Annotated in this window: 20 protein-coding genes and 1 pseudogene; 8 read left to right on the plus strand and 13 right to left on the minus strand. The window is 58.1% G+C overall.

Annotated elements, in window-relative coordinates; genetic code table 11:
- The 6 genes from ABLN94_RS10950 to ABLN94_RS10975 form a co-directional block, all read right to left on the minus strand.
- On the minus strand, positions 1-1,164 hold the full coding sequence (locus ABLN94_RS10950; RefSeq protein ID WP_352992318.1) for a serine hydrolase domain-containing protein: 1,164 nt from the start codon (positions 1,162-1,164) through the stop codon (positions 1-3).
- 81 nt (positions 1,165-1,245) lie between these two features.
- Positions 1,246-1,932: an aminoacyl-tRNA hydrolase gene (pth, locus tag ABLN94_RS10955; protein ID WP_352992320.1), complete on the minus strand. Its 687-nt coding sequence runs from the start codon at positions 1,930-1,932 to the stop codon at positions 1,246-1,248.
- A gap of 128 nt (positions 1,933-2,060) precedes the next feature.
- A complete protein-coding gene (locus ABLN94_RS10960; RefSeq protein ID WP_352992322.1) occupies positions 2,061-2,717 on the minus strand; it encodes a 50S ribosomal protein L25/general stress protein Ctc in 657 nt (218 codons plus the stop codon).
- Between the two features lie 121 nt (positions 2,718-2,838).
- Positions 2,839-4,005: an alpha-hydroxy acid oxidase gene (locus tag ABLN94_RS10965; RefSeq protein ID WP_352992324.1), complete on the minus strand. Its 1,167-nt coding sequence runs from the start codon at positions 4,003-4,005 to the stop codon at positions 2,839-2,841.
- 139 nt (positions 4,006-4,144) lie between these two features.
- The gene (trpA, locus tag ABLN94_RS10970) at positions 4,145-4,936 is read right to left on the minus strand and encodes a tryptophan synthase subunit alpha (RefSeq protein ID WP_352992326.1); all 792 of its coding nucleotides are present in this window, start codon (positions 4,934-4,936) and stop codon (positions 4,145-4,147) included.
- Between the two features lie 78 nt (positions 4,937-5,014).
- Complete coding sequence (locus ABLN94_RS10975; protein WP_352992328.1) at positions 5,015-5,500, minus strand: acyloxyacyl hydrolase; 486 nt, start codon at positions 5,498-5,500, stop codon at positions 5,015-5,017.
- Between the two features lie 197 nt (positions 5,501-5,697).
- On the opposite strand from ABLN94_RS10975, the gene ychF reads away from it, so the two are divergent.
- Positions 5,698-6,795: a redox-regulated ATPase YchF gene (gene ychF / locus ABLN94_RS10980; RefSeq protein ID WP_352992330.1), complete on the plus strand. Its 1,098-nt coding sequence runs from the start codon at positions 5,698-5,700 to the stop codon at positions 6,793-6,795.
- Between the two features lie 54 nt (positions 6,796-6,849).
- Here the strand turns inward: ychF and ABLN94_RS10985 are convergent, their stop codons facing one another.
- Positions 6,850-7,362, minus strand: a complete 513-nt coding sequence (locus tag ABLN94_RS10985; protein WP_352992332.1) for an ester cyclase — start codon at positions 7,360-7,362, stop codon at positions 6,850-6,852.
- Positions 7,363-7,518: 156 nt separating this feature from the next.
- Here ABLN94_RS10985 and ABLN94_RS10990 point away from each other — a divergent pair, with 156 nt between their 5' ends.
- The 5 genes from ABLN94_RS10990 (at position 7,519) to ABLN94_RS11010 (ending at position 14,389) form a co-directional block, all read left to right on the plus strand.
- Positions 7,519-8,400, plus strand: a complete 882-nt coding sequence (locus ABLN94_RS10990; RefSeq protein ID WP_352992334.1) for a LysR family transcriptional regulator — start codon at positions 7,519-7,521, stop codon at positions 8,398-8,400.
- Positions 8,401-8,485: 85 nt separating this feature from the next.
- Complete coding sequence (locus tag ABLN94_RS10995; RefSeq protein ID WP_352992336.1) at positions 8,486-10,189, plus strand: NAD(P)H-dependent oxidoreductase subunit E; 1,704 nt, start codon at positions 8,486-8,488, stop codon at positions 10,187-10,189.
- A gap of 14 nt (positions 10,190-10,203) precedes the next feature.
- Entirely contained in the window at positions 10,204-12,987 is a 2,784-nt protein-coding gene (gene fdhF, locus ABLN94_RS11000) for a formate dehydrogenase subunit alpha (RefSeq protein ID WP_352992338.1), read from the plus strand.
- Between the two features lie 111 nt (positions 12,988-13,098).
- Positions 13,099-13,887: a cyclase family protein gene (locus ABLN94_RS11005; protein ID WP_352992339.1), complete on the plus strand. Its 789-nt coding sequence runs from the start codon at positions 13,099-13,101 to the stop codon at positions 13,885-13,887.
- The gene (locus ABLN94_RS11010) at positions 13,880-14,389 is read left to right on the plus strand and encodes a thioesterase family protein (RefSeq protein WP_352992341.1); all 510 of its coding nucleotides are present in this window, start codon (positions 13,880-13,882) and stop codon (positions 14,387-14,389) included. Before ABLN94_RS11005 ends, ABLN94_RS11010 begins: the two co-directional genes overlap by 8 nt.
- Here ABLN94_RS11010 and ABLN94_RS11015 read toward each other — a convergent pair.
- Together ABLN94_RS11015 and ABLN94_RS11020 are read right to left on the minus strand one after the other, a co-directional pair.
- Positions 14,386-18,468, minus strand: coding sequence for a translocation/assembly module TamB domain-containing protein (locus tag ABLN94_RS11015; protein ID WP_352992343.1), 4,083 nt, complete (start codon positions 18,466-18,468; stop codon positions 14,386-14,388). The genes ABLN94_RS11010 and ABLN94_RS11015 overlap by 4 nt on opposite strands.
- Positions 18,465-20,267: an autotransporter assembly complex protein TamA gene (locus ABLN94_RS11020; protein ID WP_352992345.1), complete on the minus strand. Its 1,803-nt coding sequence runs from the start codon at positions 20,265-20,267 to the stop codon at positions 18,465-18,467. Before ABLN94_RS11020 ends, ABLN94_RS11015 begins: the two co-directional genes overlap by 4 nt.
- 600 nt (positions 20,268-20,867) lie before the next feature.
- Between ABLN94_RS11020 and puuE the strand changes: the two genes are divergently transcribed.
- Positions 20,868-22,286 (plus strand): allantoinase PuuE, encoded by a 1,419-nt coding sequence (gene puuE / locus ABLN94_RS11025; RefSeq protein WP_352992347.1) that lies wholly within the window; start codon positions 20,868-20,870, stop codon positions 22,284-22,286.
- Positions 22,287-22,460: 174 nt separating this feature from the next.
- Here puuE and ABLN94_RS11030 read toward each other — a convergent pair whose 3' ends face one another.
- The 3 genes and pseudogenes from ABLN94_RS11030 to ABLN94_RS11040 form a co-directional block, all read right to left on the minus strand.
- Positions 22,461-23,447 carry a type I glyceraldehyde-3-phosphate dehydrogenase gene (locus ABLN94_RS11030; RefSeq protein WP_352992349.1) on the minus strand — a complete coding sequence of 329 codons (987 nt, stop codon included), beginning with the start codon at positions 23,445-23,447 and terminating at the stop codon, positions 22,461-22,463.
- Positions 23,448-23,501: 54 nt separating this feature from the next.
- Positions 23,502-23,825: a hypothetical protein gene (locus tag ABLN94_RS11035; RefSeq protein ID WP_352992351.1), complete on the minus strand. Its 324-nt coding sequence runs from the start codon at positions 23,823-23,825 to the stop codon at positions 23,502-23,504.
- 101 nt (positions 23,826-23,926) lie between these two features.
- Positions 23,927-24,196 (minus strand): annotated as a pseudogene (locus ABLN94_RS11040) ((S)-ureidoglycine aminohydrolase); the annotation flags it as partial.
- A 110-nt stretch (positions 24,197-24,306) separates the two neighbouring features.
- Here ABLN94_RS11040 and ABLN94_RS11045 point away from each other — a divergent pair.
- Complete coding sequence (locus ABLN94_RS11045) at positions 24,307-24,663, plus strand: hypothetical protein (RefSeq protein WP_170492467.1); 357 nt, start codon at positions 24,307-24,309, stop codon at positions 24,661-24,663.
- Position 24,664: 1 nt separating this feature from the next.
- Here ABLN94_RS11045 and ABLN94_RS11050 read toward each other — a convergent pair whose 3' ends face one another.
- Positions 24,665-25,600, minus strand: a complete 936-nt coding sequence (locus tag ABLN94_RS11050; RefSeq protein WP_352992353.1) for a 2-hydroxyacid dehydrogenase — start codon at positions 25,598-25,600, stop codon at positions 24,665-24,667.
- Positions 25,601-25,664 lie beyond the last annotated feature (64 nt).

Consider the following 25,664-nt stretch of genomic DNA (forward strand, 5'->3'; position numbering starts at 1 on the left):
TTACAGGCTTTGGGCGATCTTGCGGAACATTTCTATGTTTTCTTCGTTGATGCCCGGGTCACGGAACTGGCGGTCTGCCCCGGTCGTCACGATCAGCACACCGCGCGGTTGGTCGAAATAGATGTATTGGCCATAGACGCCACGGGCCAAAAATTCGCCTTCATGCGCGCCAAGGGGAATCCACCACTGATAGCCATACCCAATCTTGCCGGCCGCTGTTGGGGCACTGGGGAGGACGGATTCGGCAATCCATTCCGACGGTACGAGTTGCTGGCCGTCATATTCCCCGTTTTGCAAGATCATCTGACCGAAGCGCGCAAAATCACGAGTGGTGAAGTTCAGACCACCCAGCACAAAGGCAACTCCGGCACCGTCGGTGACATAGTATCCGTCATATTCCAGCCCCAGTGGCTGAATGATCTTCTCGGTGAGCAACTCGGTCACGCTGCGCCCGGTCGCGCCGCGGATCACCATGCCGATGACATGGGTGTCGATCGATACATATTGCCATGTCTCGCCTGGAGTGGCGAAGGTGTCCTGAAGCGAGGCCGCGAAGTCATCTAACTCTCCGCCCAATGCCACCACGCGACCCATCCGGTTGATGTCCGAGTTGGGATCGAAATAATCCTCGTTGAAGGTGACGCCGCTGGCCATGTTCAGCACGTTACGGATCGATGCGCCGTCATAAGCGGTTCCTGCCAGACTCGGTGCGTATTTCACCACCGGATCATCCAGCGACTCGATTGCGCCCTCGGCCAACAGGATGCCGAACAGTGCCGATAGGTAACTCTTGGCAACCGACCAAGATATCCGCCGATCTTCGGGCGAAGTGCCCAGATAATATTCCTCAAAACGGATTTGCCCGTCTTGCATGACCAGCAGAGAGGTGACCGAGCGGTCCTCGATCCAGTTATCGGTGCCCTCGGGCAGATCAAAACCGGGGCCGTAGGAGAGTTCCGAGGTCGGGCCATTGCCGCGTGGCAAGTCGATCGTCAGGAAAGCTTCATCCATGTTGGAAAAGTTGTGAACGATCTTTTCCTCGGAAAACAAAGAGTTCACGGCGACCAGGCGCTGAAGCTCTTCGCGTTTCCAGAACCCCACAACGACCGCTGCCAGCACTAGCATAAGCAGGATGCGCAGCACCCACCTCAACACAGCTCTCATAGTTTGCCTCCCTTTCCCTGCCGCATAGGAGCGCCTGCAATGCTTTTCTGCAATTGGGACGTTACGGCAAAGTGACCAGCGCTATTTGAACTTGTCCAGCAGCTTTTGCATGGCCGTTCGATCGTCGACTTCCGGCGCAGGCTCAGGCCCAGACTTGGTTGCAGGTTTTGACGCCTCAGCCGGTGATTTTGATGACCGAGGAGGGGCAGTGCGCAGCGCGACCGCATTCATGAACTTTCCGCCGTCTCCGTCTGCCAGATAACCTGCCCCGTCCGACACGCCGCGCAGAACGTCATCCAGCCAGTCCGCATCGGCCTTGGCAAAGTCGCCGAGAACGTAGGGTGAGACCATTTCTTTCCGTCCCGGATGGCCGATCCCCAACCGTACCCGATCATAGGCCGGGCTTATGTGTTCGTGGATCGAGCGCAACCCATTGTGCCCGGCATGCCCGCCCCCCGCTTTGACCCGAACCTTGCCGGGGGCGAGATCCAGTTCATCGTGAAAGATTGTCACGTCGGTCGAGTCCAGCTTATAGAACCGCATTGCCTCGCCCACGGACTGGCCGGAACGATTCATGAAGGTTTGCGGCTTGATCAGCAGTACTTTTTCGTTACCCAGACGCCCCTCGGCGATCTCTGCCTGAAACTTGGATTTCCACGGGCCAAAGCCGTGATCCTCGGCGATCCGGTCCACGGCCATGAAGCCGATATTGTGCCGGTTGCGGGCGTATTTCGATCCCGGGTTTCCCAATCCGACAAACAATTTCATAGTCTCGTCCTTGTTCAGCGCAGATGGTTGATGGCACGGAATGCAACCGCTTTTCCAGCCTGTAGTGTCAAAAGAAAACGGGGCCCGATTTGAGCCCCGTTTCAAAATCCGGAATGTTGGGTCCGGATTTATTCTTCTGCTTCTTCCTGACCGACGACTTCAACTTCGTCTGCAGCCACTTCTTCGCCTTCTTCTTCGTCGTCGCTAGTCGACAGACCGGTCGGCGCCGAGACGTTCGCGATGACAAAGTCACGGTCGATGGTCGGCTTGGTGCCTGCGGGCAGCTCAACCGATGAAATGGTGACAACATCGTTGATGTTCATTCCGGTCACGTCAACGGTGATCTTTTCAGGAATGTCACCGGCGGTGCACATCAGTTCGACTTCCGGACGGACAACGGTCAGAACGCCGCCCTTCTTGATGCCGGGGGCTGCGTCTTCGTTGATGAACTCAACGGGGATGAACAGCGCGATCTTGGTGGTCCGGCGCAGGCGCATCAGGTCCAGGTGGGTCGGCAGGTCTTTGACGACATCACGCTGAACGTCGCGGCAGATGACGCGGACGTCTTCGTGGCCTTCGACCTTCAGGTTCCACAGGGTCGACTTGAACCGGCCTGCTTTCAGGCGCTTGAACAGAACGTTAAACGGGATCTGAATCGGCAGCGGTTCTTTGTCACCACCAAAAACAATGCCCGGAACCATGCCGTCGCGGCGTGCTTGACGAGCGGCGCCCTTGCCTGTCCCCGTCCGTTCCAGAGCTACGAGATCAGGAATCTCTCCAGCCATGATAATTCTCCAATGTTAGGGCGGGCATCCTCCAAGGCTGTATGCCCGCGTGAAGCCGCGTCCTTAGCTTGATTCATTGGATTTGGAAAGGGCTTTTTGAGCTTTTGTAATTCGGCTTAAGTCAGTCCAGCCAACGACCGCCGAAACCTTCAGGGATCAGCAGGTTATGGCGTCCCAGATCACCAATGTTGCGTTCGCCGCACAATGCCATAGTCGTGTCCAGCTCTTTATGGATAACATCCAGTGCGGTGGTGACGCCCTTCTGACCCATTGCACCCAGTCCATAGACAAAGGCGCGGCCTATATAGGTGCCTTTGGCGCCCAGAGCCAAGGCCTTGAGAACGTCCTGTCCAGACCGGATGCCACTGTCCAGATGAACCTCGATGTCACCTCCGACCGCGTCCATGATTTGCGGTAGCATGTGGATGGAACTGAGCGCACCGTCCAATTGGCGGCCCCCGTGGTTTGAAACGATGATGGCGTCAGCACCAAGTTTAGCGGCCATCTTGGCGTCTTCGGCGTCCAAAATACCCTTGAGGATGACTTTGCCGCCCCATTCTTCCATCAGCTTTTCTACCTTACCCCAGTCGAGGCTGGGGTCGAACTGCTCGGCGGTCCAGGCGCCGAGGGAAGAGGCATCTGAGATACCTTCGACATGACCGACAATATTTCCGAATTCACGGCGTTTCGCGCCCAACATCTCAATGCCCCACGACCATTTGGTCATCAGGTTCGCGATAGTTTTTGCTGTCAATTTCGGAGGTGCGGACAAACCGTTTTTCAAATCTTTGTGCCGTTGGCCCAGGATTTGTAGATCCAGCGTGATCATCAGTGCCGAGCATTTCGCATCTTTCGCGCGCTGGATCAGGCGGCTGACGTAGTCCTGATCCTTCATCGTGTAGAGTTGGAACCAGAAGGGCTTGGTTGTGTGTTCGGCCACGTCTTCGATCGAATTGATTGACATGGTGGACAGGGTAAAGGGCACGCCGTATTCTTCTGCAGCTTTGGCGGTTTTCATCTCGCCGTCTGCATGCTGCATACCCGTCAGACCGACCGGAGCAAGCGCGACCGGCATCGCAACATCTTCACCGATCATTTTTGAAGAGGTTGAACGTCCGGCCATGTCCACGGCTACCCGTTGCCGCAGGCGAATATCTGCGAAGTCCGAGCTGTTATCGCGAAAGGTTTGCTCGGTCCAACTACCGCTTTCGGCATAGTCGTAAAACATCCGAGGAACGCGGCGCTCATAGATGCGCCGCAGGTCTTCGATCGTGGTGATTACGGGCATGGGCCAAGGCCTTTAGTTGAGTGGTTAAGTATTTCTACTGGGGTGCCCCGTGTGTTGCAATTGGGTGTGTGCATGAAAAAAAACCGCAGCAGGCCGGGCGCGTGCTGCGGTTTTGCCGATTGGAATGTCTGTCGAACGATCAGGCTGAATGTGCGCCATCGGACAGAGTTTTTACGAAGTCGAGAACCTCAGTCACTGGCTTGCCTGCAGCGATCTGGCTGACGATGGCCGACCCGACGACCGCGCCATCGGCTACGCTGGCGATGGCCTTGGATTTCTCGGGCGTGTTGATGCCAAAGCCCACGATCACGGGCAAATCTGTCGCGGATTTGATCCGGGCCACTTCGGGGCCCACATTCGTGACCTGCGCCTCGGCTGCGCCGGTAATGCCTGTGATCGAGACATAGTACACAAAGCCCGAGGTGTTCTGCAGAACGCGGGGCAGGCGCTTGTCATCGGTGGTCGGTGTGGCCAGGCGGATAAAATTCAGACCTGCCGCCTGCGCAGGGAGGCACAGTTCCTCATCTTCTTCCGGCGGTAGGTCAACCACGATCAGACCGTCGATCCCGGCAGCTTTGGCGTCAGCCAGAAAGTTCTCCACACCGCGGCTATAGATCGGGTTGTAGTATCCCATCAGCACAATCGGGGTTTTGTCGTCGGTTTTGCGGAATGCGCGGGCAAGTTCCAGAGTCCGCTGCAGTGTCATGCCGCCATCCAGTGCACGCTGACCGGCGGCCTGGATAGTCGGACCGTCCGCCATAGGGTCTGTAAAAGGCAGGCCCAGTTCGATCACGTCGACGCCCGCACCCGGCAGGCCTTTTACGATCTCAAGCGAGGTGTCGAAATCGGGGTCACCTGCCATGATATATGCGACAAAGGCTTTTTTCCCCTCGGCCTTCAGAGCGGCGAACTTGGCATCAATACGGGTCATCTGCAGTCCTTGCATTCAGAGTTGAACCTGATGTGCAGAAACTTTGCCCGGAAATCAATCCCGACGGGTCAGATTGCCTCAGAACTCGAAGTGATACCGCAGTAGGGCTGAGTTGACACCTGGGTTATCGTCATTCGTGCTGGCGTTGGATTTGTGCGTTATCGCCGCAGAGATTTTGTTGCCGCTGTTCAGTGTGTAGCCAACGCCCAGCAGGCTCCGGATTTGGAATTCGCCGCCAAGATCGTTCAGATCGTCTCCTTCGGCAAAATACCCGGGCATGACACTGCCTTCGAGGAACCAGCGATCAGCAAAGGTGTAAAACCCGATCAGGCCGATGCCGATATGTACGTTACTTGCTGTGTCCACGGTCAGAGCGCTGCCCCAAGTTGCGGAAAAGCGAGTAGCTTCGTGAAAGGGGCTGTGTTGATACTCAAGTGAAAACACAGCTTCATCATCGGCCGAGCTGTCGGAAAAATCGGAATATCCTGCGCCAAAGACAATGGACTGAGCCTGAGCTGTTTGGGCTGCAAGGAGCAGCGCAACGGCTGCAGCTAAGTTCTTCATATCAAGTATTCACTATTGTTTGTTCGCAACGTCTTATTTGGTGATCTTAGGATGCAGGATTCAATTCGGGCAAGTTCACGTATCACGAACTTTTTCGTGATGTTGCAATTTGGACTTTCTGAGCTTTCTGCCATCTGACTTGCGCATTTCACCGGACCTGCCTAGAAGACGCCGTCGTATCGCTTCAGGAGGCCAGCATGGGCTTTAAAATGGGAATCGTGGGTTTGCCGAATGTGGGTAAGTCGACCCTCTTCAATGCGCTGACCAAAACAGCTGCTGCGCAAGCGGCGAACTTCCCGTTCTGCACCATCGAACCTAATGTGGGTGATGTGGCCGTTCCTGATGATCGGCTGGACAAGCTCGCGGCTATTGCAAGCTCGAAGCAGATCATTCCAACGCGGATGACTTTCGTTGATATTGCGGGCCTGGTTAAGGGCGCTTCGAAAGGCGAAGGTTTGGGCAACCAGTTTCTGGCCAATATTCGCGAGACTGATGCCATCGCCCATGTGTTGCGCTGTTTCGAGGACGGTGATGTGACTCATGTGGACGGCCGTGTCGACCCGGTGGCCGATGCCGATACCATCGAGACCGAGCTGATGCTGGCCGATCTGGAAAGCATCGAAAAGCGCCGCGCCAATCTGGTGCGCAAGCTGAAGGGCAACGACAAAGAGGCGCAACAGCAGGACCGACTGCTGGCCATCGCGCAAGAGATGCTGGAAAACGGCAAGCCTGCGCGTCTGGTCGAAGTGTCGGATGAAGACGCCAAAGCCTGGAAGATGTTGCAACTGCTGACCACCAAACCTGTCCTGTACGTCTGCAACGTGTCCGAAGAGGAAGCTGCCGAAGGCAATGAATACTCGGCCAAAGTCGCCGAGATGGCCGCCGCCCAAGGCAATGCACACGTTATCATCAGCGCCAAGATCGAGGAAGAGATCAGCCTGCTGGAAGAAGACGAAGCCCAGATGTTCCTTGAGGAAATGGGCTTGGAAGAACCCGGCCTCGATCGTCTGATCCGCGCGGGCTACGACCTGCTCAAACTGGAAACCTATTTCACCGTCGGCCCGAAAGAGGCCCGCGCCTGGACCATCCGCACCGGCACCGCTGCGCCTCAGGCCGCTGGTGTGATCCACGGTGACTTCGAAAAAGGCTTCATCCGCGCCGAAACCATCGCCTATGACGACTACATTACTGCCAACGGCGAGCAGGGTGCGAAAGAGGCCGGCAAGATGCGGGCAGAGGGCAAGGGCTACATCGTCAAAGACGGTGATGTGATGCACTTCCTGTTCAACACCTGAGCAATGCATAAGCGCCCGGATTAATTGAGTCCGGGCGTAGCTGGGCCTGTGGCGCTAGTTTCCCACACCAAGCTCGTGCCGTAGTGTGAAGTAGTCCCAGACGACCCAGCTTTCCGCTATTTTTTCATCGGCGATCCGGTCGATCTGAACACCGGTCCAATTGACTGGACGGCCAGAGGCGGGCTGGCCGAGGTAGGACCCTTGCTGAGTCCCAAAGAACCGCCAATGGGTGGACACGCGGTCACCTTCGGCGATTTGCCCAAATATCTCGACCTTCAGATCGGGGAAGGCCTTGTGGTTTTCCGCTACAATTCCTGCCCATGTAGCCAAATCGATGCTTCCGGTGCCGCCGGTAGCCAAAGGTGCTTGATGGTTTTGATACCCTTCGGCGAAAATTGTTTCGTCTATCGAGGACTCTGCTGCCCACATTTCAACGGCCTGCCGGGACAAGTTTTTTGCTGCGGAATTGTCAGTTTGTTGTGCCATCACACCTCCTCCTGCGGCAATGTTAAGGATAATCGCCAGTGCCCAAAGGCGCGTGACCAGGCTGATGTATTTTCTGGCCATTGACCTCCTCCGTCCATCATGCCGACTTCGGACACGATAACGCGCGCATTGCGATACGGGAAATTGCAATTTGCGGTATTTCGGACGGCAACAAAAGGTTTCACCGAGCTGGAAACGCGTTACTCTGCGCTTCTGACGTCAAGAAGAAACAATAGCATGATTGAAATCCGCGACCTGCAACTACTCAGCGCTCTGGCGCGGCACCGTCACTTTGCCAAGGCAGCCGAGGAGTGCGGGATTTCACAACCTGCGTTCTCGATGCGCATCCGCAATCTTGAGGACCGGTTGGGTGTTTCCATTGTGCGCCGTGCGAACCGATTTCAGGGCCTGACCGAAGAGGGCGAGATGATTGTCCAGCGGGCGCGACGTATCCTCGACGACACGAAGGCGCTGGAACAGCAGGTTCTGGCCGCTAAGGGTGAGATCACCGGGACGCTGATTTTGGGCGTGATCCCGACCGCGATTGCCTTCACCGGTCGCCTGATCAAGCGATTGCGCGATGCACATCCCCGCATCATCACGCGGATCGAAACCATGTCGGCGACGGCTATTCAGCACCGGCTGGATGAGGGCAGTCTGGATGCGGGCATCACCTATGGCGACAGTATCGGCACTGATCTGCGTCAGGTGCAGCCTCTGTATGAGGAAACCTATGTTCTGCTGGTGCCGTCGCATATGACGGATGAGACCGGTCCGATTCCGTGGGCGCGGGTGGCCGAATTCCCGCTCAGCCTTTTAGAGCCGCAGATGCAGAACCGTCGCATTCTGGACCGGATTTTCGCGGACCAAGGCCTGCACCCGGATGTGGTGGCAGAAACCAGCGGCTTCACGGCTTCGATGGTGATGGCGCGAGAAGGGCTGGCGGCCACCGTTGTGCCTCGGGTTCTGGTCCGCGCGCTGGGTGATCTGAAGGGGACGAAGGTGCTGCCTCTGGTCGATCCCGTTGTTAGCAAACCGATTTGTCTGGCCACTCTGTCCCGCGACCCGGAACTGCCGACGGTCGAGGCTTTGCGCGCCGTGGTGACGTCTTTGCGGTGATAAGCAGTCGTTATCGTGCGATTGCGACAAGAGATTTGACGATATGCTAGTCTGATGAGACACGGAGCCTTAATCGGAGGGCATCATGGCACCATTAGACACCAAGCCATCAGGCGCACCCAAGGGCGTCTGGAAGTCAGGTAAAGGCAAGGGGCGGCATACGCCCAAAGGCCGTCAGTTCACGGATGAGGCACAGGCTGAGATTCACCGCCTGCTGGGCGATCGCCCGCGCCGCCGCGACCTGCTGATCGAATTCCTGCATTTGATTCAGGACGAACACGGCCATATCAGCGCCGACCACATCGCAGCGCTGGCGGTCGAGATGCGGATCGGTCAGGCCGAGATCTATGAGACCGCGACTTTTTACGCCCATTTCGATGTGGTGAAAGAGGGTGAAACCCCTCCACCTGCGCTGACCATCCGGGTCTGTGATTCCCTGTCTTGCGAAATGGCCGGTGCCCAGCAGTTGCAGAAGGCGCTGGAGGATGGTTTGGACCCCGCTGAAGTCCGCGTCGTTCGCGCGCCGTGCATGGGCCGTTGTGACACCGCGCCGGTGCTGGAGATCGGTCACAACCACATCGACCACGCGACTCCTGAAAAGGTGCAGGCCGCGATTGCCGCCAATGACACCCATGCGCATCTGCCCGACTACGAGACCTTTGCGACCTACGAGGCCAATGGCGGCTACGCCAAGCTGAAAGAGCTGCGTGAAGGTGGAGATTGGGAGAAGGTGCAGGAAGACGTCCTGTCCTCGGGCCTGCGTGGTCTGGGTGGTGCTGGCTTCCCGTCCGGCAAGAAATGGGGCTTTGTTCGCATGAACGAAGGTCCGCGTTATCTGGCCGTGAACGGCGACGAAGGCGAGCCCGGCACGTTCAAAGACCGTTATTATCTGGAGCGCACGCCGCATGTCTTCCTCGAAGGCATGCTGATCGCCGCCTGGGCGGTCGAGGCCGAAACCTGCTATATCTATATGCGTGACGAATACCCTGCGGTGCTGGAAATTCTGCGCCGTGAAATCGCCGCGCTGGAAGAGGCGGGGATTGTTGAGCCCGGCTATATTGACTTGCGTCGCGGTGCTGGCGCTTACATTTGCGGTGAAGAATCCGCGATGATCGAGTCGATTGAAGGCAAGAAGGGCCTGCCGCGTCACCGTCCTCCGTTTGTGGCGCAGGTTGGGGTCTTTAACCGCCCGACACTCGTGCACAATGTCGAGACGCTGTACTGGGTCACCAAAGTTTGCCGCGAGGGGCCAGAATGCCTCAACAGCACTGAAAAGAACGGCCGTAAGGGCCTGCGCAGCTATTCGGTCTCGGGCCGGGTGGCGAAGCCGGGCGTTTACCTGCTGCCTGCAGGTTCGACCATTCTGGACGTGATCGAAGCGGCTGGGGGCATGGCCGAGGGGCAGACCTTCAAGGCGTATCAGCCGGGTGGTCCGTCCTCTGGTCTGTTGCCCGCTTCGATGCATGACATCCCACTGGATTTCGACACGCTGCAGCCGCATGGCACCTTCATCGGTTCGGCCGCCGTGGTGGTTCTGTCCGATCAGGACACCGCCCGCGACGCGGCGTTGAACATGCTGCGGTTCTTCGAGGACGAAAGCTGCGGCCAGTGTACGCCCTGTCGTGCTGGCTGCGAAAAGGCAGTGAAGCTGATGCAGGCCGACAAGTGGGATCAGGACCTGCTGGAAGACCTGTGTCAGGTCATGGGCGATGCCTCGATCTGCGGTCTGGGGCAGGCGGCCCCGAACCCGATCCGCCTCGTCATGAAACATTTCGCTGACGAAATCTGAGGGGAGACAGAGCCATGCTTGATGCAAGCCCAAATAAGACCGTCACCTTCAACCTGAACGGCGAAGATGTCACCGTGCCCGAGGGCTGGACCATCTGGGAAGCCGCAAAGGGGCAGGGGTTCACCATCCCTCACCTGTGCCACAAGCCACAACCGGGTTATCGCCCCGATGGCAACTGCCGCGCCTGTATGGTCGAGGTGGAAGGTGAGCGCACGCTGGTCGCCTCGTGCATCCGTCCCGCAGCGGACGGTATGGTGGTGAAAACGGATTCCGACCGCGCTGAGAAATCACGCGCCATGGTCATGGAATTGCTAGTCGCCGACCAGCCCGAGGAAGCGCACGACACCTCCAGCCACTTCTGGGACATGGCCAAGCTGAACGACGTCAGCGACAGCCGTTTTCCGGCGAAAGAGGCCGAGAAAATTCCGCTTCTGGATGACAGCCACGTTGCGATGCGCGTTAACCTCGACGCCTGTATCAACTGCAACCTCTGCGTCCGGGCCTGCCGTGAAGTGCAGGTGAATGACGTGATCGGCATGGCCGGTCGTGGCCACACCGCGCAGGTGGTGTTCGACCAGAACGACCCGATGGGTGACTCGACTTGTGTGGCCTGCGGTGAATGTGTTCAGGCCTGCCCGACCGGTGCGCTGATGCCTGCCACCGTGTTGGACGACCAGCAGAAAGGCGACAGCAAGGATTACGATTCCGAGACTGAAAGCGTCTGCCCGTTCTGCGGTGTGGGCTGTAAGGTCTCGCTGAAGGTCAAAGACGGCAAGGTCAAATACGTCGAGGGCATCAACGGCCCCGCAAACGAAGGCCGCCTGTGTGTCAAAGGCCGTTTTGGCTTTGACTACATCCACCACCCGCATCGCCTGACCAAGCCTCTGATCCGTCGTGACGACGCACCAGCCAAGGGTCTGAACGTCGATCCGGGCAACCTCTCGACCCATTTCCGCGAAGCGACCTGGGAAGAGGCGATGGATCTGGCCGCCACAAAGCTGAAAACCCTGCGCGAAGAAGATCCGCGCAGCGTTGCAGGCTTTGGTTCGGCCAAATGTACGAACGAAGAAGCGTACCTGTTCCAGAAGTTCATCCGTCAGGGCTTCAAGCACAACAACGTCGACCACTGCACCCGTCTGTGCCACGCGTCGTCTGTGGCCGCTCTGATCGAGAACGTCGGTTCCGGCGCGGTGACCGCGACCTTCAACGAGATCGAAAACGCGGACGTGGCGATCATCATCGGCTCGAATCCGATCGAGAACCACCCCGTCGCGGCGACCTACTTCAAGCAGTTCGCCAAGCGCGGCGGCAAGCTGATCGTGATGGATCCACGCGGCGTTGGTATGCGCAAGTTTGCGGATGAGATGCTGCAGTTCCGTCCGGGCGCGGATGTCTCGATGCTCAACGCGATCATGAACGTGATCGTCGAAGAAGAGCTGTATGACAGCCAGTACATCCACCGCTGGACCGAGAACTGGGAGGCCGAGAAGGAGCATCTGCGTCAGTTCACGCCCGAGGCGATGTCGCCGATCTGCGGTATTGAGCCGGATCAGCTGCGCCGTGTGGCCCGCACCTTTGCGCAGGCCAAGGCCGGTCTGATCTTCTGGGGCATGGGCGTCAGCCAACACATCCACGGCACGGATAACTCTCGCTGTCTGATCTCGCTGGCTCTGATGACCGGCAACGTTGGGAAACCGGGCGCGGGTCTGCACCCGCTCCGCGGACAGAACAACGTGCAGGGTGCGTCGGATGCGGGTTTGATCCCGATGTTCCTTCCGGATTACCAGTCGGTCACCGATGACGGCATCCGGGCGAAGTTCAACGGTGTGTGGGATTCCGAAGATTTCTCGAACGAGAAGGGTCTGACGGTCACCGAGATTATCGATCAGGCTTATGCCGGTAACATCAAGGGCATGTACATCATGGGTGAAAACCCGGCCATGTCCGACCCGGATGTGAACCACGCGCGGGACGCGCTGGCCAAGCTGGACCTGATGATCGTGCAGGACATCTTCCTGACCGAGACGGCGAACTACGCTGACATCATCCTGCCGGCCTCGGCGCTGTATGAAAAGAACGGCACCGTGTCTAACACCAACCGTCAGGTTCAGCGTGTGCGTCCGGCCGTGACCCCTCCGGGTGAGGCGCGTGAGGATTGGAAGATCACCGTCGAACTGGCGCAGCGGATTGGGCTGAACTGGGATTACACCGATGTGTCCCAGGTCTTTGCCGAGATGAAGTTGACGATGAACTCGCTCAACAACATCACGTGGGAGCGTCTGGAGACCGAGACCATCACCTACCCGTCGCTGTCCGAGACAGACCCGGGGCAGGCGATCGTGTTCGGTGACGGCTTCCCACGGGCGGAAGGCCGTGCCCGGTTCACTCCAGCCAGTGTCATCCCGCCGGATGAGGCACCGGATGAGGAATACCCGATGATCGCCACCACCGGCCGTCAGTTGGAACACTGGCATACGGGTTCGATGACTCGCCGGTCCAACGTTCTGGACGCGGTGGAGCCGGAAGCGAACTGTTCGCTGAACCCCCGGACGCTGAAGCTAATGGGGATCGAACCGGGTGAGATGATCCGACTGACCACCCGTCGCGGCTCGATCGAGATCATGGCGCGTGCTGACCGGGCGATTGCCGAAGACATGGTGTTCATCCCGTTTGCCTATGTCGAGGCGGCGGCGAACATCCTGACCAACTCGGCCATCGACCCATATGGCAAAATCCCCGAGTTCAAATTCTCGGCGATCAGGGTCGAAAAGATCGAAGACGCCATCGCGGCGGAATAAGACCACCACTCACAAACTCTGAATGGCGGCCCATAGGGCCGCCTTTTTCTTTCCTTGACAGAGAGTTACTTGCAGCCAACCCTGTCACCGTCGTTGGTGGAGGAGGTATACATGGCTCGTCGTTTCGTCGATCTTTCCGTTCCTTTGGAAATGGGCATCGTGTCGGACCCACCGATCATGCTGCCAGAGATTGAGTATATGACCCACGAGCAGACCGCCGAACAGGTCATGTCCTTCTTTCCGGGTTTGCTAAAAGATGACCTTCCGGGCGGTGAAGGCTGGGCCATCGAGCGGCTTAAGATTGCCACCCACAACGGCACCCATCTGGATGCGCCCTACCACCATCACTCGACGATGAACAACGGTGAACGGGCGATCACCGTCGACGAGGTGCCTTTGGAATGGTGCATGAACCCCGGTGTAAAGCTGGATTTCCGCCATTTTGATGATGGCTATGTGGTGTCCGCTGCGGATGTGGAGGCCGAGTTGAAACGGATAGGTCACGTGTTGCAGCCGTTGGATATTGTAATCGTGAACACCTCGGCCGGGACGCAATACGGACAGCCCGATTATCTGATGAAAGGCTGCGGCATGGGGCGCGAGGCGACGCTGTACCTGACCGAGCGCGGTGTGCGGGTCACCGGCACCGATGCCTGGAGCTGGGATGCACCTTTTGCGCTGACAGCACAGGAATATGCCGAAACACGCGATCCGTCGATCATCTGGGAGGGGCATCGGGCCTCGATAGAAATTGGCTACTGCCACATTGAAAAGCTGACGAACCTTGAGGGCCTGCCACCCACGGGGTTTGAAATCTCGTGCTTTCCATTCAAGATCAAAGGGGCTTCGGCAGGGTTCGTCCGTGCTGTTGCGATCTTTGACGAGGAAACTGATGACTGACCCTCTCAGCGGACATGACGGGCCGTATGATGCGCCAATTGAAATCCGAGGCTTTTCGGTTCTGCCAGAATGGATTGACTATAACGGCCACATGAACGTGGGTTACTACGGCGTGGCCTTCGACCTGGCGCTGGAAAAGCTGATGGTTGAACATCTGGGTTTGGGCGAGCCGCAGGTCAAATCGCTGGATCAAGGGCCATACATTCTGCAATCTCACATGAATTTTCTGCGCGAGGTGCGGCAGGACCAGCGGTTTTGGTTCCGCTTCCGCATGCTGGACGCGGACCAGAAGCGCGGTCACTACTTCGCACAGATGATGTCCGAAGATGCAGAAATCTGCGCTACGCAAGAGGCGCTATTCATGAATGTCAGCCACGAAACCGGGCGATCTGTACCTTACCCGGACTGGGCGGCCGCGCGCTTGGCCCGGATGGTCTGTGACCATGCAGGTCTTGAGCCTGCACCGCAGGTAGGGCAACCAATTGGTATTCGGCGTGCCTAGTAGTCCCGTTCAAAAAAGATCCCCATCCCCGTTTCACCACGCCCGTCAACGGTGCCGCGCACGGTGAAACTTTCGGTGACGTCAAGGTTCAGGTTCACCTCGGTATCGCCCTCGGTGTTGACGGTGAAATCGGTATAGAGATTGTCACTGAGATAAGCGCCCGCACCCAGACGGCCAGCACCGCCTTCGGTCGTACCGATATCCACCGTGTCCACGCCGGTTGAATCGCGCAGCCCCTTTGTTGTATCGCCGCCGGCTCCGCTGAGTTGGGCCAAGGACGCGGCCATCTGGGCAATCATAAAGGGAGAAATCTCTGAAAAACGGTTGCCGAACAGGAGCATGGCCAGTGCCTCTTCTGCAGGACGTTCTGGATCAGAATAGACGTCAACCTTGGGCGCATCCAGAGGGCCAGAGATTTCGATGGTGGCAGTCCCATCCGATGTGCTGGTGGAAGACGCGAACTCGATATACGGTTTGAGATCACCCTGCAGAGTCACGAGCCCCTTGGTCAAAGCCAACCTGCGGCCCAATATGTCGATATTGCCCCGGATCAGTTCGATTTGGCCGGACGGGATGACCGAGGCCGTCGTACCACCGATAAACAGGCTACCGCCAAGTTCGGCATTCACACCTCGGCCCCGTACAAAAACCGCTTTGGGAGCCCGTAGGCTGACATCCAGTGCGATACGCGAGTCGCTTTTGGTTGCGCCTTCTTCGACGACCAGACGCGCGCGTTCTCTGGTGAGGTATCCAGCGGCGCTTTCGTTGATGTGCTTGATCTCGGGGATCGGCGCGGCCCCAACCGCACCGGCTGCGGCGGCGAGGTTGATATTGGTCTCTTCAAACGTGATTTGCCCGGAAATGGCACTGTTGCCTGCCAGAGCACCCGTCATGGCGATTTCGCCATTCAAAGTAGTTTCATAAAGCAGCTTATCGGTGAGTACGAGTTGATTGAGCCGCGTGACAATGTTTGCATTAAACGGAGGCTCTAGGCTCACAGGACCAGAGACGGTAAAATTCCCTCCAGCTCGCATGCCGCCATTCATCGAAATCGTGGCCCGGCTCTGTGCCAGCTCGACCGAGCCGCTGATGCCTGTGATCGTCTGCCCGATATCGGGGAGGGCCAGTGACGTTCCCGACGTGGTGATGCTGCCACTCAGCGAACTGAGCGCGGGTTTGCCCCGTAGTCTCAGATTGTGTCGCGCCGATCCTTCGATCTTGTTGGGCGATATAAAGATGTTGGCGATGCCCAGATTGACACCACCTTGCGCCCGCATATCGGCTTCGCCCGTGGTTTCATCAAAAGTGCCTGCGATCGAACTTTCGATATTGGCCGGCCCATTGGCCGAACCGTCGATGGTCCAAACCCCATTGTCGCGCTTGGCGTTACCGGTGGCCGCGATGGTGCCGGGAAACTCGGGCACAAAGCGTTCGATCTTGTTCAGCTTGGCGTCGAAATCCAAATCCGCCGTACCGTTCGTATCCACCGTTCCGGTCAGCGCCGCGTAAGAGCTGTCGGGCCCATTCAGCCGCATGGTACCCTCTAGCCCCGATCCGGTAGGGGCGACGTTGCCGTCCAAAGTCAGCGGCCCGGACATTGAGGCGAGGACGCGGGACAAATCGTCGAGTTCGGCGGTGAAGTTCAGCCCTCCGGCCGTACGATCCAATTTACCGGAAGCGGTGGCCGACAGGGCCGTACCCCGTAGACGGAAGGTGCGGACATCGACGAGGTCTTCTGCCTTAGCCGCATCGACCCTCAGGGTCGTGCGGCCTTGGATCAGTTTGTCGACCATTTCGATGCCGAGTTGAATGTCATCGGCGTTCAGATCGCCCTGAATGTCGAAGATCCGGTTGGCGAGGGTTCCATTGCCCTTCACATTCACGTTTACCGAGCCGTTCAGATCGCGTTTGGCTAGGCCCGAGAACAAGGACAGATCCGGTGCGTAAACGCGGGCGTTGCCATCGACCGCCAGATCTCCGGTTGGATCGTCCACCGTGGCGGCGACCTGCGCGGTCAAAGCGGTGCCATTGACGGATGCCTGACGAATTTCGATTTGGTCCTCGGTACGTGCGCCGTCCCATTTGATAGTGGTCTTGCCGGCCAGCAAAGGATCAATGTCGGACATTCCAGTCTTGACGTCCTGTCCGATGAGACTCGCGGTGCCGTCGAATTCCAGCGTCTGAATGGCACCTTTGCCGTCTATCTCGGCCTGCACAGCGCCGCCAAGGTCACGCTTGGCCAAACCGGAAAAGACGGCCAGATCAGGAGCATTCACACTGGCTTTCCCGTCGATGGTCAGATTGCCATTGGGCGTGGTAACTTCGCCGCTGGCCTGCGCCTGCGCAGCCTCGCTGTTCAGGTTAAATTCACGGATAGAAATTCCGTCGCTGCCACGGCTGCCGTCCAGAGTTATCGTGGTTTCGCCCTCGATAACGGGGTCGATATCGTCGCGCCCAGTAACCAGATCGCGGCCTTCGACGACCAGTTTGCCGTCAAAACTGCCCTCCAGTGGCGAGCCTTTGCCATCGACTCGCGCCGAAGCCGACCCGCCCAGATCAAGTTGGGCGAGCTCCGAGAACCGAGACAGATCAGACGCCTCAAGAGTGGCTGATCCATCAACTGTCAATCCACTGGTCAGCCCGTCGATCAGCGCGTCCAGTGCAAGCGTATAATCTGTCCCCACCAGTTCGAAGCCGGACAGGTTCAGGGACTGGTCGCTGCCGTAATCAAACTGACCGTCCAGTGTTAGGCGGTCTCCCAAGGCTGTGGTCAGGCCCTGATCGTTCAGGTCAATACCATTGACGATGGCTTGCACGTCGCCCTGCACGCTGAACATTTCGCCTTGTTCCAAAACGCCCTGTGCGGTGATCCGGGCGGTGTCCAGCTTCGCTTGCGGAGACTGAAACGCATTTGCTGTCAGGCTCAGATCCCACAGGTTGCCGTTTCGTTGGTCGAACAGCGCCGAAATCTGCGCGGCCTCGATCGATGTATCTCCGCCTGCCACAGGCAACACGACCGCTTGCCCATCAGGTGGGGTAATGCGGCCTTGCAAGGCCGCCAACTGCAGCGTGCCGCCTTCTGCCAGTTGCAACTCCCCCTTCAGATCGAGGGCTTGAGTGGTCAGTTCCAGATCGGGGATGTCCAGCGCGCCTTGCGGTTTGGTTTGGCCATCGACGTACAGGCGTGTTTTCGGGCCAAAGAACGGGTCCAGATCCTCGGCCAAGAAGGGGGTCAGGTCACCGCCCAGATCGGCAGTAAAGGCGATCCCATCTGCTGCACCCGTTTCAGCGGCGCGCAGCTGAACCTGCCCGGTGACCCGCTGCTGGTTATCACTGCTTAGCGCAATATCTGCCGTGAAGTCGGTCAGAGGCCCCGCGCCTTTGGCAGAGAAGCCGATCGGCGGGCTGTCAGGAATTTTCAGTGCGGTCGAAATCAGCCCGCCTGCAGCTTCATTCACCTGCAGGTCCAGATTGATCTCGCGTGAGGAATTCTGGAATCCCGCGGCCAGCGTTACCTCATCCCCTGCCCGGTCCAGCCGGGTGATGTCCAGATTGGTGTCCAGAGCCCCATCTGCAAATGACAAGTTTCCCGTTACCGAAAGATCAGCGGCGACTCCAATCAGGGGCTCGCCCAGCGACAGCTCATCTATCCGAATTTCACCGATCTCGATTGAGACGGGCAATTCGGGCAGTTGAAAGGGCTTGGTTTCGGCCGAAGGTGCCGGAGTGTCCTTAGTCGTGGTACCAGGCGCGCGGGCGATGTCGATCTCTTGTGCGGTCAGGGCATTGACGGAAAACCGGCCACGGATCAGGGCCAACCGGTTCCAGTCCAGTTCGGCATCCTTGATGGTCAGCCAGACGCCGTCGTCGTCGGATACGGTGATTTCCTCGATTGTAGCCCGTGCACTCAGCGCGCCTTGCAGACCCTTGACGGTGACGTTTTGATCATCCCCTGACAGCGTGTCCTGCAGGAAACGTTCCAGCATGCTGCCACCGCCGTCATCCTCTTGCGCGGCCAAATGCGGCGCGGTCAGGATCAGCACTGTCGTTACAACCGGATATGAATACTGCCGTATCAAAATGCCTGTCCGATCCCGATATAAAATTGCAGACCGCTGCCCGTGTCACCCTGAACGGGCAGGGCAAGATCAAGGCGTAAGGGGCCGAAGCCACCCAGATCATACCGAACCCCAAGCCCGGCACCGGAATGATACTCTGCATCGCTGCCGATAAATGACGACGTATCCACCGTACCGAAATCATAGAATCCGACAAGTGATATCGTGTCGGTGATCTTTCCGCGAACCTCACCTGACAGCCCGAGGAAGGACTTGCCACCTGCCACGCCGCCGTTAACCGGAATACCAAGGCTTTCGAAGGGTTGACCGCGTACGGTACCCGCGCCGCCCGAGAAAAACAGAAAATCTGGCGTCACGCCACTGGGGGAAGGTCCGATCACAGATCCCAATTGCGCGCGACCCGCCAAAACTATCCGCCCTCCTGTGCTCAGGCTGGTATAGCCGCGCCCATCAAAGAACAGCCGAAGGCCGTTTTCCGTTCCTGACAGCCCGGCAAAGGGCATCGCCTGAGCGTCCAGATAGTACCCGCGCGTGGCGCTGACCTTGCTGTCGCGCTGATCCCATTCTGACCGGAATGGAATGATGAAATAGCGAAACTTGCGACCGCTGCCATAGGCGTCATCGGCATCCGACCACTGGAACCCGATCGAAGCTTCGGCATAGAGCCTGTCGGAAAAGGTACGCCGCGCACCATAGCCCAGCGAAGCAATGCTCACGTTATAGTTTTCGGTATTTCGTCGCTCCAGCAGTGCGCTCCAAAACGTGTTGTCATCCGGACCCAATCGGTCGGGTTGATCCAGGCGTAGGCCAATACGACCATCCAGATCTTCCGTACCCCCAATGTTTCGCAAGGCAGCTTCGAACCGCAGCCGTTCAGCGCGACGGAAAACGTTGCGGTGTGTCCAGGTCGCGGTGACGTCTAATCCGGCGTTGGAGGCAAGTTCGAACCCTAATGTAATGCGACGTTTTGGCATGTCTTCGAACGTCGCATCAAAATCCAACGTGCCGTCGGGGTTGGGGGTTTCACGCTCCTCGATCGACACGACACTGAATGTGCCAGTGCGGCGCAACCGGGTTCCAACTTTCTGGATTTCTGCGGGCGAGTACACCTCGCCTGATGGGAATCCCGCGATTTTTTCGATCGAGCGGTGGCGCACGTCGGTATCGCCTTTAATGAACATCTTGCCAAATGTCAGGCGTTGACCTGGTGCAAGGTCGATCTGCGCATCCAGCCGGTTCTGGGCGTGGCGGGCAATGACCTTCTGGTCCTCGACCGTCGCCTTAGCGTGGCCCGCATCACGCCAGCCCTGAACTCCGGCCGAGGCCGCCTGTTGAATGGCTCCGGTTGTTGCCAACTTGCCCGGCGCGAACTCTTCGGGCAGAACAGTGTCCGGTGCGACAGGGGCAACGATGGCGGTACCAAAGGTGAAGGTCGGCCCGGTGTTGACCGTGATGACTGCACGGTTGATCGCGTTGGGCACGGTGAGGGAGCTCATGTCAGCCGCTTCCTGCCCGTCCAGCTTGATGCTGACGACCGGGCTAAAATAGCCCTCATCATATAGGATCTGAACGATAGTGCGGTAATCCGACAAGGCGGCAGACAGAATCTCCAGTGGGGTGTCCAATCCCCGGTCTTCTGCAGTCGCAACCGATGAAGTTTCCTCGATGCGTTCAATCAAGGCTTTTGGAGCGCCCGGCGCGTTCAGCGTTGTCTCCAACGCCGCCAAAGATGTCGGAAAGGCGACAATCGCGCCGAGAAGGCAATATTTCACAAAGGCCCGTGGCCTGCTTCCCCGCATCGAATGGCTCCAACTGCCCCAAGTCGAACTCAATATCGCCGTCTTATGCAACACGACGGCTGACAGGTTGATGTTAGAGCATCAGTTTCAACGCAGGAAAAGGAATTATCGAAACCTGTGCTGAATTAACGGTTTGTGTGCCCGTCCAGCCCCTGTTTCAAAACCTGGCATCGCGGGTGTTGTCGCCTAAGATTTCCAGCAGTTCGCGTCACAGCTATAGCGCTAGACCAAACTGGAGGCTTTCAGAATTGGGTCAACGGCCACTGTAGGTCAGTTAGGCAAAGGGGAAAACGACAACTGCAAATGGTCACGCTTCTCGGCATCGGTTTCGGCCAGTTTGCGGCGGGTCACTCCGATGATTTGACTTGGAGTAACTATCAGTCCTTCGGTCGGGCAGCCGCGCGTCGTGCCCAGAACGTGGGTTGTTACATAGCCAGCCTCGGGCCCCCTTATAATTTGCCTTTTGCTTTTCGGCAGTCTGGCGCAATGTTCACAGTAGTGGAAATGCCGAAAGGACCGGAAACGCGTTCGGTTTAGTTTGATAATCGAAGGCGCCGATCTGGGCCAAAGCCGTCGAAACGCTCAAGAAAGGGAGATGCCATGCAACCCCCTCGATACCCTCGGAATATGATTGGATACGGGGCAAACCCTCCGAATGCCAAGTGGCCCGGCGGAGCAAAGCTGGCCGTGCAGATTGTGCTGAACTACGAAGAGGGCGGCGAGAATAATATTCTGCACGGCGACGCTGCGTCCGAGGCATTCTTATCCGAGGTTGTCGGTGTTGCGCCATGGCCCGGTCAGCGTCATTGGAATATGGAAACGATCTATGAATACGGGTCGCGTGCCGGGTTCTGGCGTCTACACCGGTTGATGCAGGACATTCCGATCACCGTTTATGGTGTGGCGACCGCTTTGGCTCGATCACCGGATCAGGTTGCCGCAATGAAAGCGGCAAACTGGGAAATCGCCAGCCACGGTCTGAAATGGATCGAATACAAAGACATGCCCGAAGCGCAAGAACGCGCCGAGATTGCCGAGGCCATTCGACTGCACACCGAGGTTGTGGGGGAAAGACCGCGTGGCTGGTACACCGGCCGTTGTTCCTTAAATACTGTCCGACTGGTGGCCGAAGAGGGTGGATTTTCCTATGTCGCTGACACCTACGCGGACGACCTGCCCTACTGGATGCAGACAGGGGGGCGGGATCAGTTGATCGTACCTTACACGCTGGACTGCAACGACATGCGCTTTGCCTCGCCGCAAGGGTTCAACTCGGGCGATCAGTTCTACACCTACCTCAAAGACAGTTTCGATGCGCTTTATGCCGAAGGTGAGGCCGGGATGCCCAAGATGTTGTCGATTGGTCTGCATTGCCGTCTTGTCGGGCGCCCGGGTCGAGTGATGGCTTTGAAGCGGTTTCTGGATTACGCGCGCGGATTTTCGGATGTTTGGTTCGCGACGCGGTTGCAGATTGCTGAGCATTGGGCAGCGCAACACCCGCCTGTGCAGCACCCGAAACCTTCGCAGATGGAGCGTGATACGTTCCTTGCGGCTTATGGTGGTATTTTTGAGCATTCGGCCTGGATTGCCGAGCGCGCCTTTGAGTTGGAATTGGGGCCAGTGCATGACACTGCGGGCGGGCTGCATAATGCGTTAAGCCGCATGTTCCGCTCGGCTTCGGAAGAGGAGCGTTTGGGTGTGCTGGCCGCGCATCCGGATCTGGCGGGCAAGCTGGCACAAGCCAAGCGGCTGACGCAGGAAAGCACGTCCGAGCAAGCCTCGGCCGGGTTGGACGCGCTGACGGATGGGGAGCGCGAGACATTTTCCGAGCTGAACCAGCGGTATACTGAGAAGTTTGGGTTCCCGTTTATCATTGCAGTGCGTGACCATGACAAAGCCTCGATCCTGCAGGCCTTTCAGCGGCGGATCGAACAGGACCGCGATGCGGAATTCGCCGAGGCCTGCCGTCAGGTTGAACGCATCGCTGAGTTCCGCCTGCGGGATTTGTTGCCGTCATAAACCGCCGGATTGTCGCCATGCCCTAGGCTGCTGAAGCCTTCGCGCTGTTTTTTAGGGTTTGATTGAAGCCCGAGGTGATCCGAACTGGGTCATCAATCAGAGAAAATATGGACGGCATCATGTCCGCGTCTATTGCTTCACCCGAGCAACCCCGCGCGCTGCGTCATTGCAGGATCAGGGGCGGGCCATCAGCCGGGCAACGTCCAGCATGCGCGCTGAGAAGCCCCATTCATTGTCATACCAGCCGAAAATGCGGACCTGATTATCTCCGATCACCCGCAATTCTGGGCCAGCAATTACGAGAGATTCCGGTCGAGTGCGCAGGTCTGAGGACACTAGCGGGTGATCGGTCCAACCCAGAACGGGGGATTGGGCGACGGCCTCGCGCAGTTTGGTCTCAAATGCGGTGGCGGATAAGCCTCGGTCCAGCGTGGCAACCAAGTCCACCGCAGACACGCTGGCTGTGGGAACACGTACCGCTGCACCCGAGATGCGGCCCGCGAGGTGGGGCATGACCTCATCAATCAAATGCGTGGCACTTGAGGTTGTCGGGACCATGGACAGCGCGCCGGCGCGCGACCGGGCCAGATCGCCACGTGGTGCATCAATCATCGGCTGGCTGTTGGTATAGCAGTGGATGGTCGTCATATGGGCCGAGGCGATGCCTCCGATCCTGTCCAGAACCTTGACCAGAGGTGCCAGCCCGTTGGTGGTGCAGGACGCGTTCGACACGATTCTTGCGTTGCCCAGATGATCCTCGTTCGCACCCAGAACAATAGTGACCTCGGTCGCGGGCGAGGGGCCGGAGATCAATACTTTGCCCGCCCCGGCAGTCAGCCCTTGGCTGGCCACGTCCGAGGTGCGCGCAACGCCGGTGCAATCCATCAGGACATCAACGCCAGTCAGATCGACACGGGACAGATCCGGGCAATGGGTCACAGGGATTGTGTGGCCATCAACCACAAGCGCCCCGTCGCCGGTCTCTACTTCTCCTCGATAGGGTCCAAATGTGCTGTCATATTTGAACAGGTAGGAACAAGTTTCCAGCGGTGCGATATCGTTGATCAGCACCAACTCCATATCCTTGCCCCACGGCAACGCCAGAAGCTGCCGCAAGATCGTGCGGCCAATGCGGCCGAATCCGTTGATCGCGAGTTTCATGCGCAAGCTATGGCAGCGCGTTGTGTGAACCTCAATGCCCGTTTCGCCGTTAGATCAGTTGCAGCTGACCTGCGAGAAGAACTGTCCCGAAATGTTCTGATACATGCTGGCCCGGATTGGCTTGCATCCTGTGGCCGCCTGAATGGCTGCCATGGCCTGAATGGTGCGCAGGCGCGGCGGCGGGCCGAACGGGTTCAGATTGTTGTTGTCACGGGTGGCGCGGTACACGACCGGAGCATCCGAGACCTGTGTAACGGCCCAGGTGCGGCTCATGACGAAGACCGATTTGGTTTCCTCTTTGGCGGCAACAGGGGTTGCCTCCAAGGCCGTCAGGCCAACTACAGCTGCCAGTGCCAGCAGGGATCCGCGAAGTACCATTGAACAATCTCCAGTGCTAAAAACCGGTGTTATTTCACCAGATTCAAGCGCTTCTGTGAACCCCTGCACCTGAAAAGGTCAATTTCGCGTCAGCGTTTGGCTTAAGACAGGGGCATATGCCGGTTCACATCTGTGTAAAGCAAATACCGGAATCGCCCCGGGTCAATCGCGTAGCAGGCCTGCAGATAGAAGGCGCGCAGCCACATGTAATCCCCAGCCGCGACCTCGACCTCGACCCAGTCCTGATTGAACCGGTAAACAGCTTTGCCTTCCAACACGTAGAGGCCGTGCGCGATCATATGTGTTTCGGCAAAGGGAATGACGCCGCCGGGTTCGAAATTGACGATGTTGACGTGCATATCGCGGCGCAGGCTCGTTAGGTTTGTTCGGGATAAACAGAAGGTTGCCTGTCAGGGCTTGGCCCCCGTTTGCTGCCGGTATAATCTTGAATGCAAATCTTTTTCAGAAAGGCGAGGCGAACATGAAAGCCTGGATTTCTTCTACAGTGATGACGGTTGCGCTGCTGGGTATGGCTGCGGGCGTGGAGGCCAAGTCTATTTCCCGAATCATCGCGGAAATGGGGCTGAGCCCGGCGGATTTCGAGGTTTTGAGTGCAACCTCGGCCGCGATGCTGGCGGGTAGTACCCCTCGGGTCGGTGAAGAAAGTACCTGGGTGAATGATGCAACCGGATCGAAAGGTACAATCCGTGTCCGCGACGTCCGTGACAATTGTGTGCACTTGCAGCACTTTATTCAGCCCGAGGGCGCGGAGCAGAGTCGAGAGGTCAGGACCCGTCGGTGCCGCGATGCTGGCGGCAACTGGATCCTGACGCCCTGATTTAGTAGCCCCGTGCGCGGTCTACCTCATGCAGCAGAGCTTCGCCTGCGGTCAGTCGCCTTAAGTTTTCGCCCACATCTGCCAGCGCTTCACCCAGATGCCAGCCCGAGACGTGCGGGGTGATGGTGACGCCGGGATGTGCCCAAAGCGGGCTGTCGGACGGCAGCGGCTCGGTTGAGGTAACATCCAGCACCGCGTGGCCCGGCGTGCCTTTATCCAAAGCCGTTATCAGGGCGACTTCGTCGATCAGGTCGCCACGGCCTGCGTTCAGCAACTGACTGCCGGGTTTCATGGCGGACAGCATCTGGGCGTCGAACAGCCCAACAGTCTGGGGGGTAGAGGGCAGGATTGCGCAGACATGGTCGCATTGGCCCAGCAACTCGGGCAGAGCGGCATCGCCGTGCAGGCAGGTGACGCCGTCGATTTCTTTGGATGAGCGGCTCCAGCCCACAACCTGGAAGCCAACTGCGCGGAGCATTTTCGCACTGCGCGCGCCGATATGGCCCAGCCCCAGCACGCCGACCACAGTGTCGGGTGAGTAAATCGGAGCTTTGGGTGACCATTCCGCGCGGGCTTGCGCCGCTTCGTGAAAGGGTATGTGGCGCTGGTGGCGCAGGACGTAAGCGACAAACCATTCAGCGATTCCCTGAGCAGGGGCATCGGGTTTCAACCGCGCGATACGTACATGGTCGGGCAGATTGGGGTTGCTAACGATGGTTTCGACCCCGGCGCCCAGTTTTTGCACCAGTTTCAGATTGGGCAGGCGTTTGGGGTGTTCATCCTGCAATCCGACCACTGCGAGCATCGTGATATCCGCCGGGTCGCCCAGTGTCTCCGGCGTCCGCACATCTGCGTTGGGGTGCAGCCGCTGAATATCTCGGGCAATGTCGATATCGCTTATCCAATCGGACAGCCCGGTTTCAATCAACAACGCCATGTCTCTCCCCTCATTTTCGAAGTCTTGTGTCGTGACGTCCCGTTACACGACTGGACATCGCAGT

Source organism: Ruegeria sp. SCP11 (genome assembly GCF_040329455.1).
GTDB classification, from domain to species: Bacteria; Pseudomonadota; Alphaproteobacteria; order Rhodobacterales; family Rhodobacteraceae; genus Ruegeria; species Ruegeria atlantica_E.

Excerpts from the sequence above, each read along its gene's own strand:
- ABLN94_RS10950 (WP_352992318.1), bottom strand. The coding sequence starts at position 1,164 with ATGAGAGCTGTGTTGAGGTGGGTGCTGCGCATCCTGCTTATGCTAGTG.
- pth (WP_352992320.1), bottom strand. The coding sequence starts at position 1,932 with ATGAAATTGTTTGTCGGATTGGGAAACCCGGGATCGAAATACGCCCGC.
- ABLN94_RS10960 (WP_352992322.1), bottom strand. The coding sequence starts at position 2,717 with ATGGCTGGAGAGATTCCTGATCTCGTAGCTCTGGAACGGACGGGGACA.
- ABLN94_RS10965 (WP_352992324.1), bottom strand. The coding sequence starts at position 4,005 with ATGCCCGTAATCACCACGATCGAAGACCTGCGGCGCATCTATGAGCGC.
- trpA (WP_352992326.1), bottom strand. The coding sequence starts at position 4,936 with ATGACCCGTATTGATGCCAAGTTCGCCGCTCTGAAGGCCGAGGGGAAA.
- ABLN94_RS10975 (WP_352992328.1), bottom strand. The coding sequence starts at position 5,500 with ATGAAGAACTTAGCTGCAGCCGTTGCGCTGCTCCTTGCAGCCCAAACA.
- ychF (WP_352992330.1), top strand. The coding sequence starts at position 5,698 with ATGGGCTTTAAAATGGGAATCGTGGGTTTGCCGAATGTGGGTAAGTCG.
- ABLN94_RS10985 (WP_352992332.1), bottom strand. The coding sequence starts at position 7,362 with ATGGCCAGAAAATACATCAGCCTGGTCACGCGCCTTTGGGCACTGGCG.
- ABLN94_RS10990 (WP_352992334.1), top strand. The coding sequence starts at position 7,519 with ATGATTGAAATCCGCGACCTGCAACTACTCAGCGCTCTGGCGCGGCAC.
- ABLN94_RS10995 (WP_352992336.1), top strand. The coding sequence starts at position 8,486 with ATGGCACCATTAGACACCAAGCCATCAGGCGCACCCAAGGGCGTCTGG.
- fdhF (WP_352992338.1), top strand. The coding sequence starts at position 10,204 with ATGCTTGATGCAAGCCCAAATAAGACCGTCACCTTCAACCTGAACGGC.
- ABLN94_RS11005 (WP_352992339.1), top strand. The coding sequence starts at position 13,099 with ATGGCTCGTCGTTTCGTCGATCTTTCCGTTCCTTTGGAAATGGGCATC.
- ABLN94_RS11010 (WP_352992341.1), top strand. The coding sequence starts at position 13,880 with ATGACTGACCCTCTCAGCGGACATGACGGGCCGTATGATGCGCCAATT.
- ABLN94_RS11020 (WP_352992345.1), bottom strand. The coding sequence starts at position 20,267 with ATGCGGGGAAGCAGGCCACGGGCCTTTGTGAAATATTGCCTTCTCGGC.
- puuE (WP_352992347.1), top strand. The coding sequence starts at position 20,868 with ATGCAACCCCCTCGATACCCTCGGAATATGATTGGATACGGGGCAAAC.
- ABLN94_RS11030 (WP_352992349.1), bottom strand. The coding sequence starts at position 23,447 with ATGAAACTCGCGATCAACGGATTCGGCCGCATTGGCCGCACGATCTTG.
- ABLN94_RS11035 (WP_352992351.1), bottom strand. The coding sequence starts at position 23,825 with ATGGTACTTCGCGGATCCCTGCTGGCACTGGCAGCTGTAGTTGGCCTG.
- ABLN94_RS11045 (WP_170492467.1), top strand. The coding sequence starts at position 24,307 with ATGAAAGCCTGGATTTCTTCTACAGTGATGACGGTTGCGCTGCTGGGT.
- ABLN94_RS11050 (WP_352992353.1), bottom strand. The coding sequence starts at position 25,600 with ATGGCGTTGTTGATTGAAACCGGGCTGTCCGATTGGATAAGCGATATC.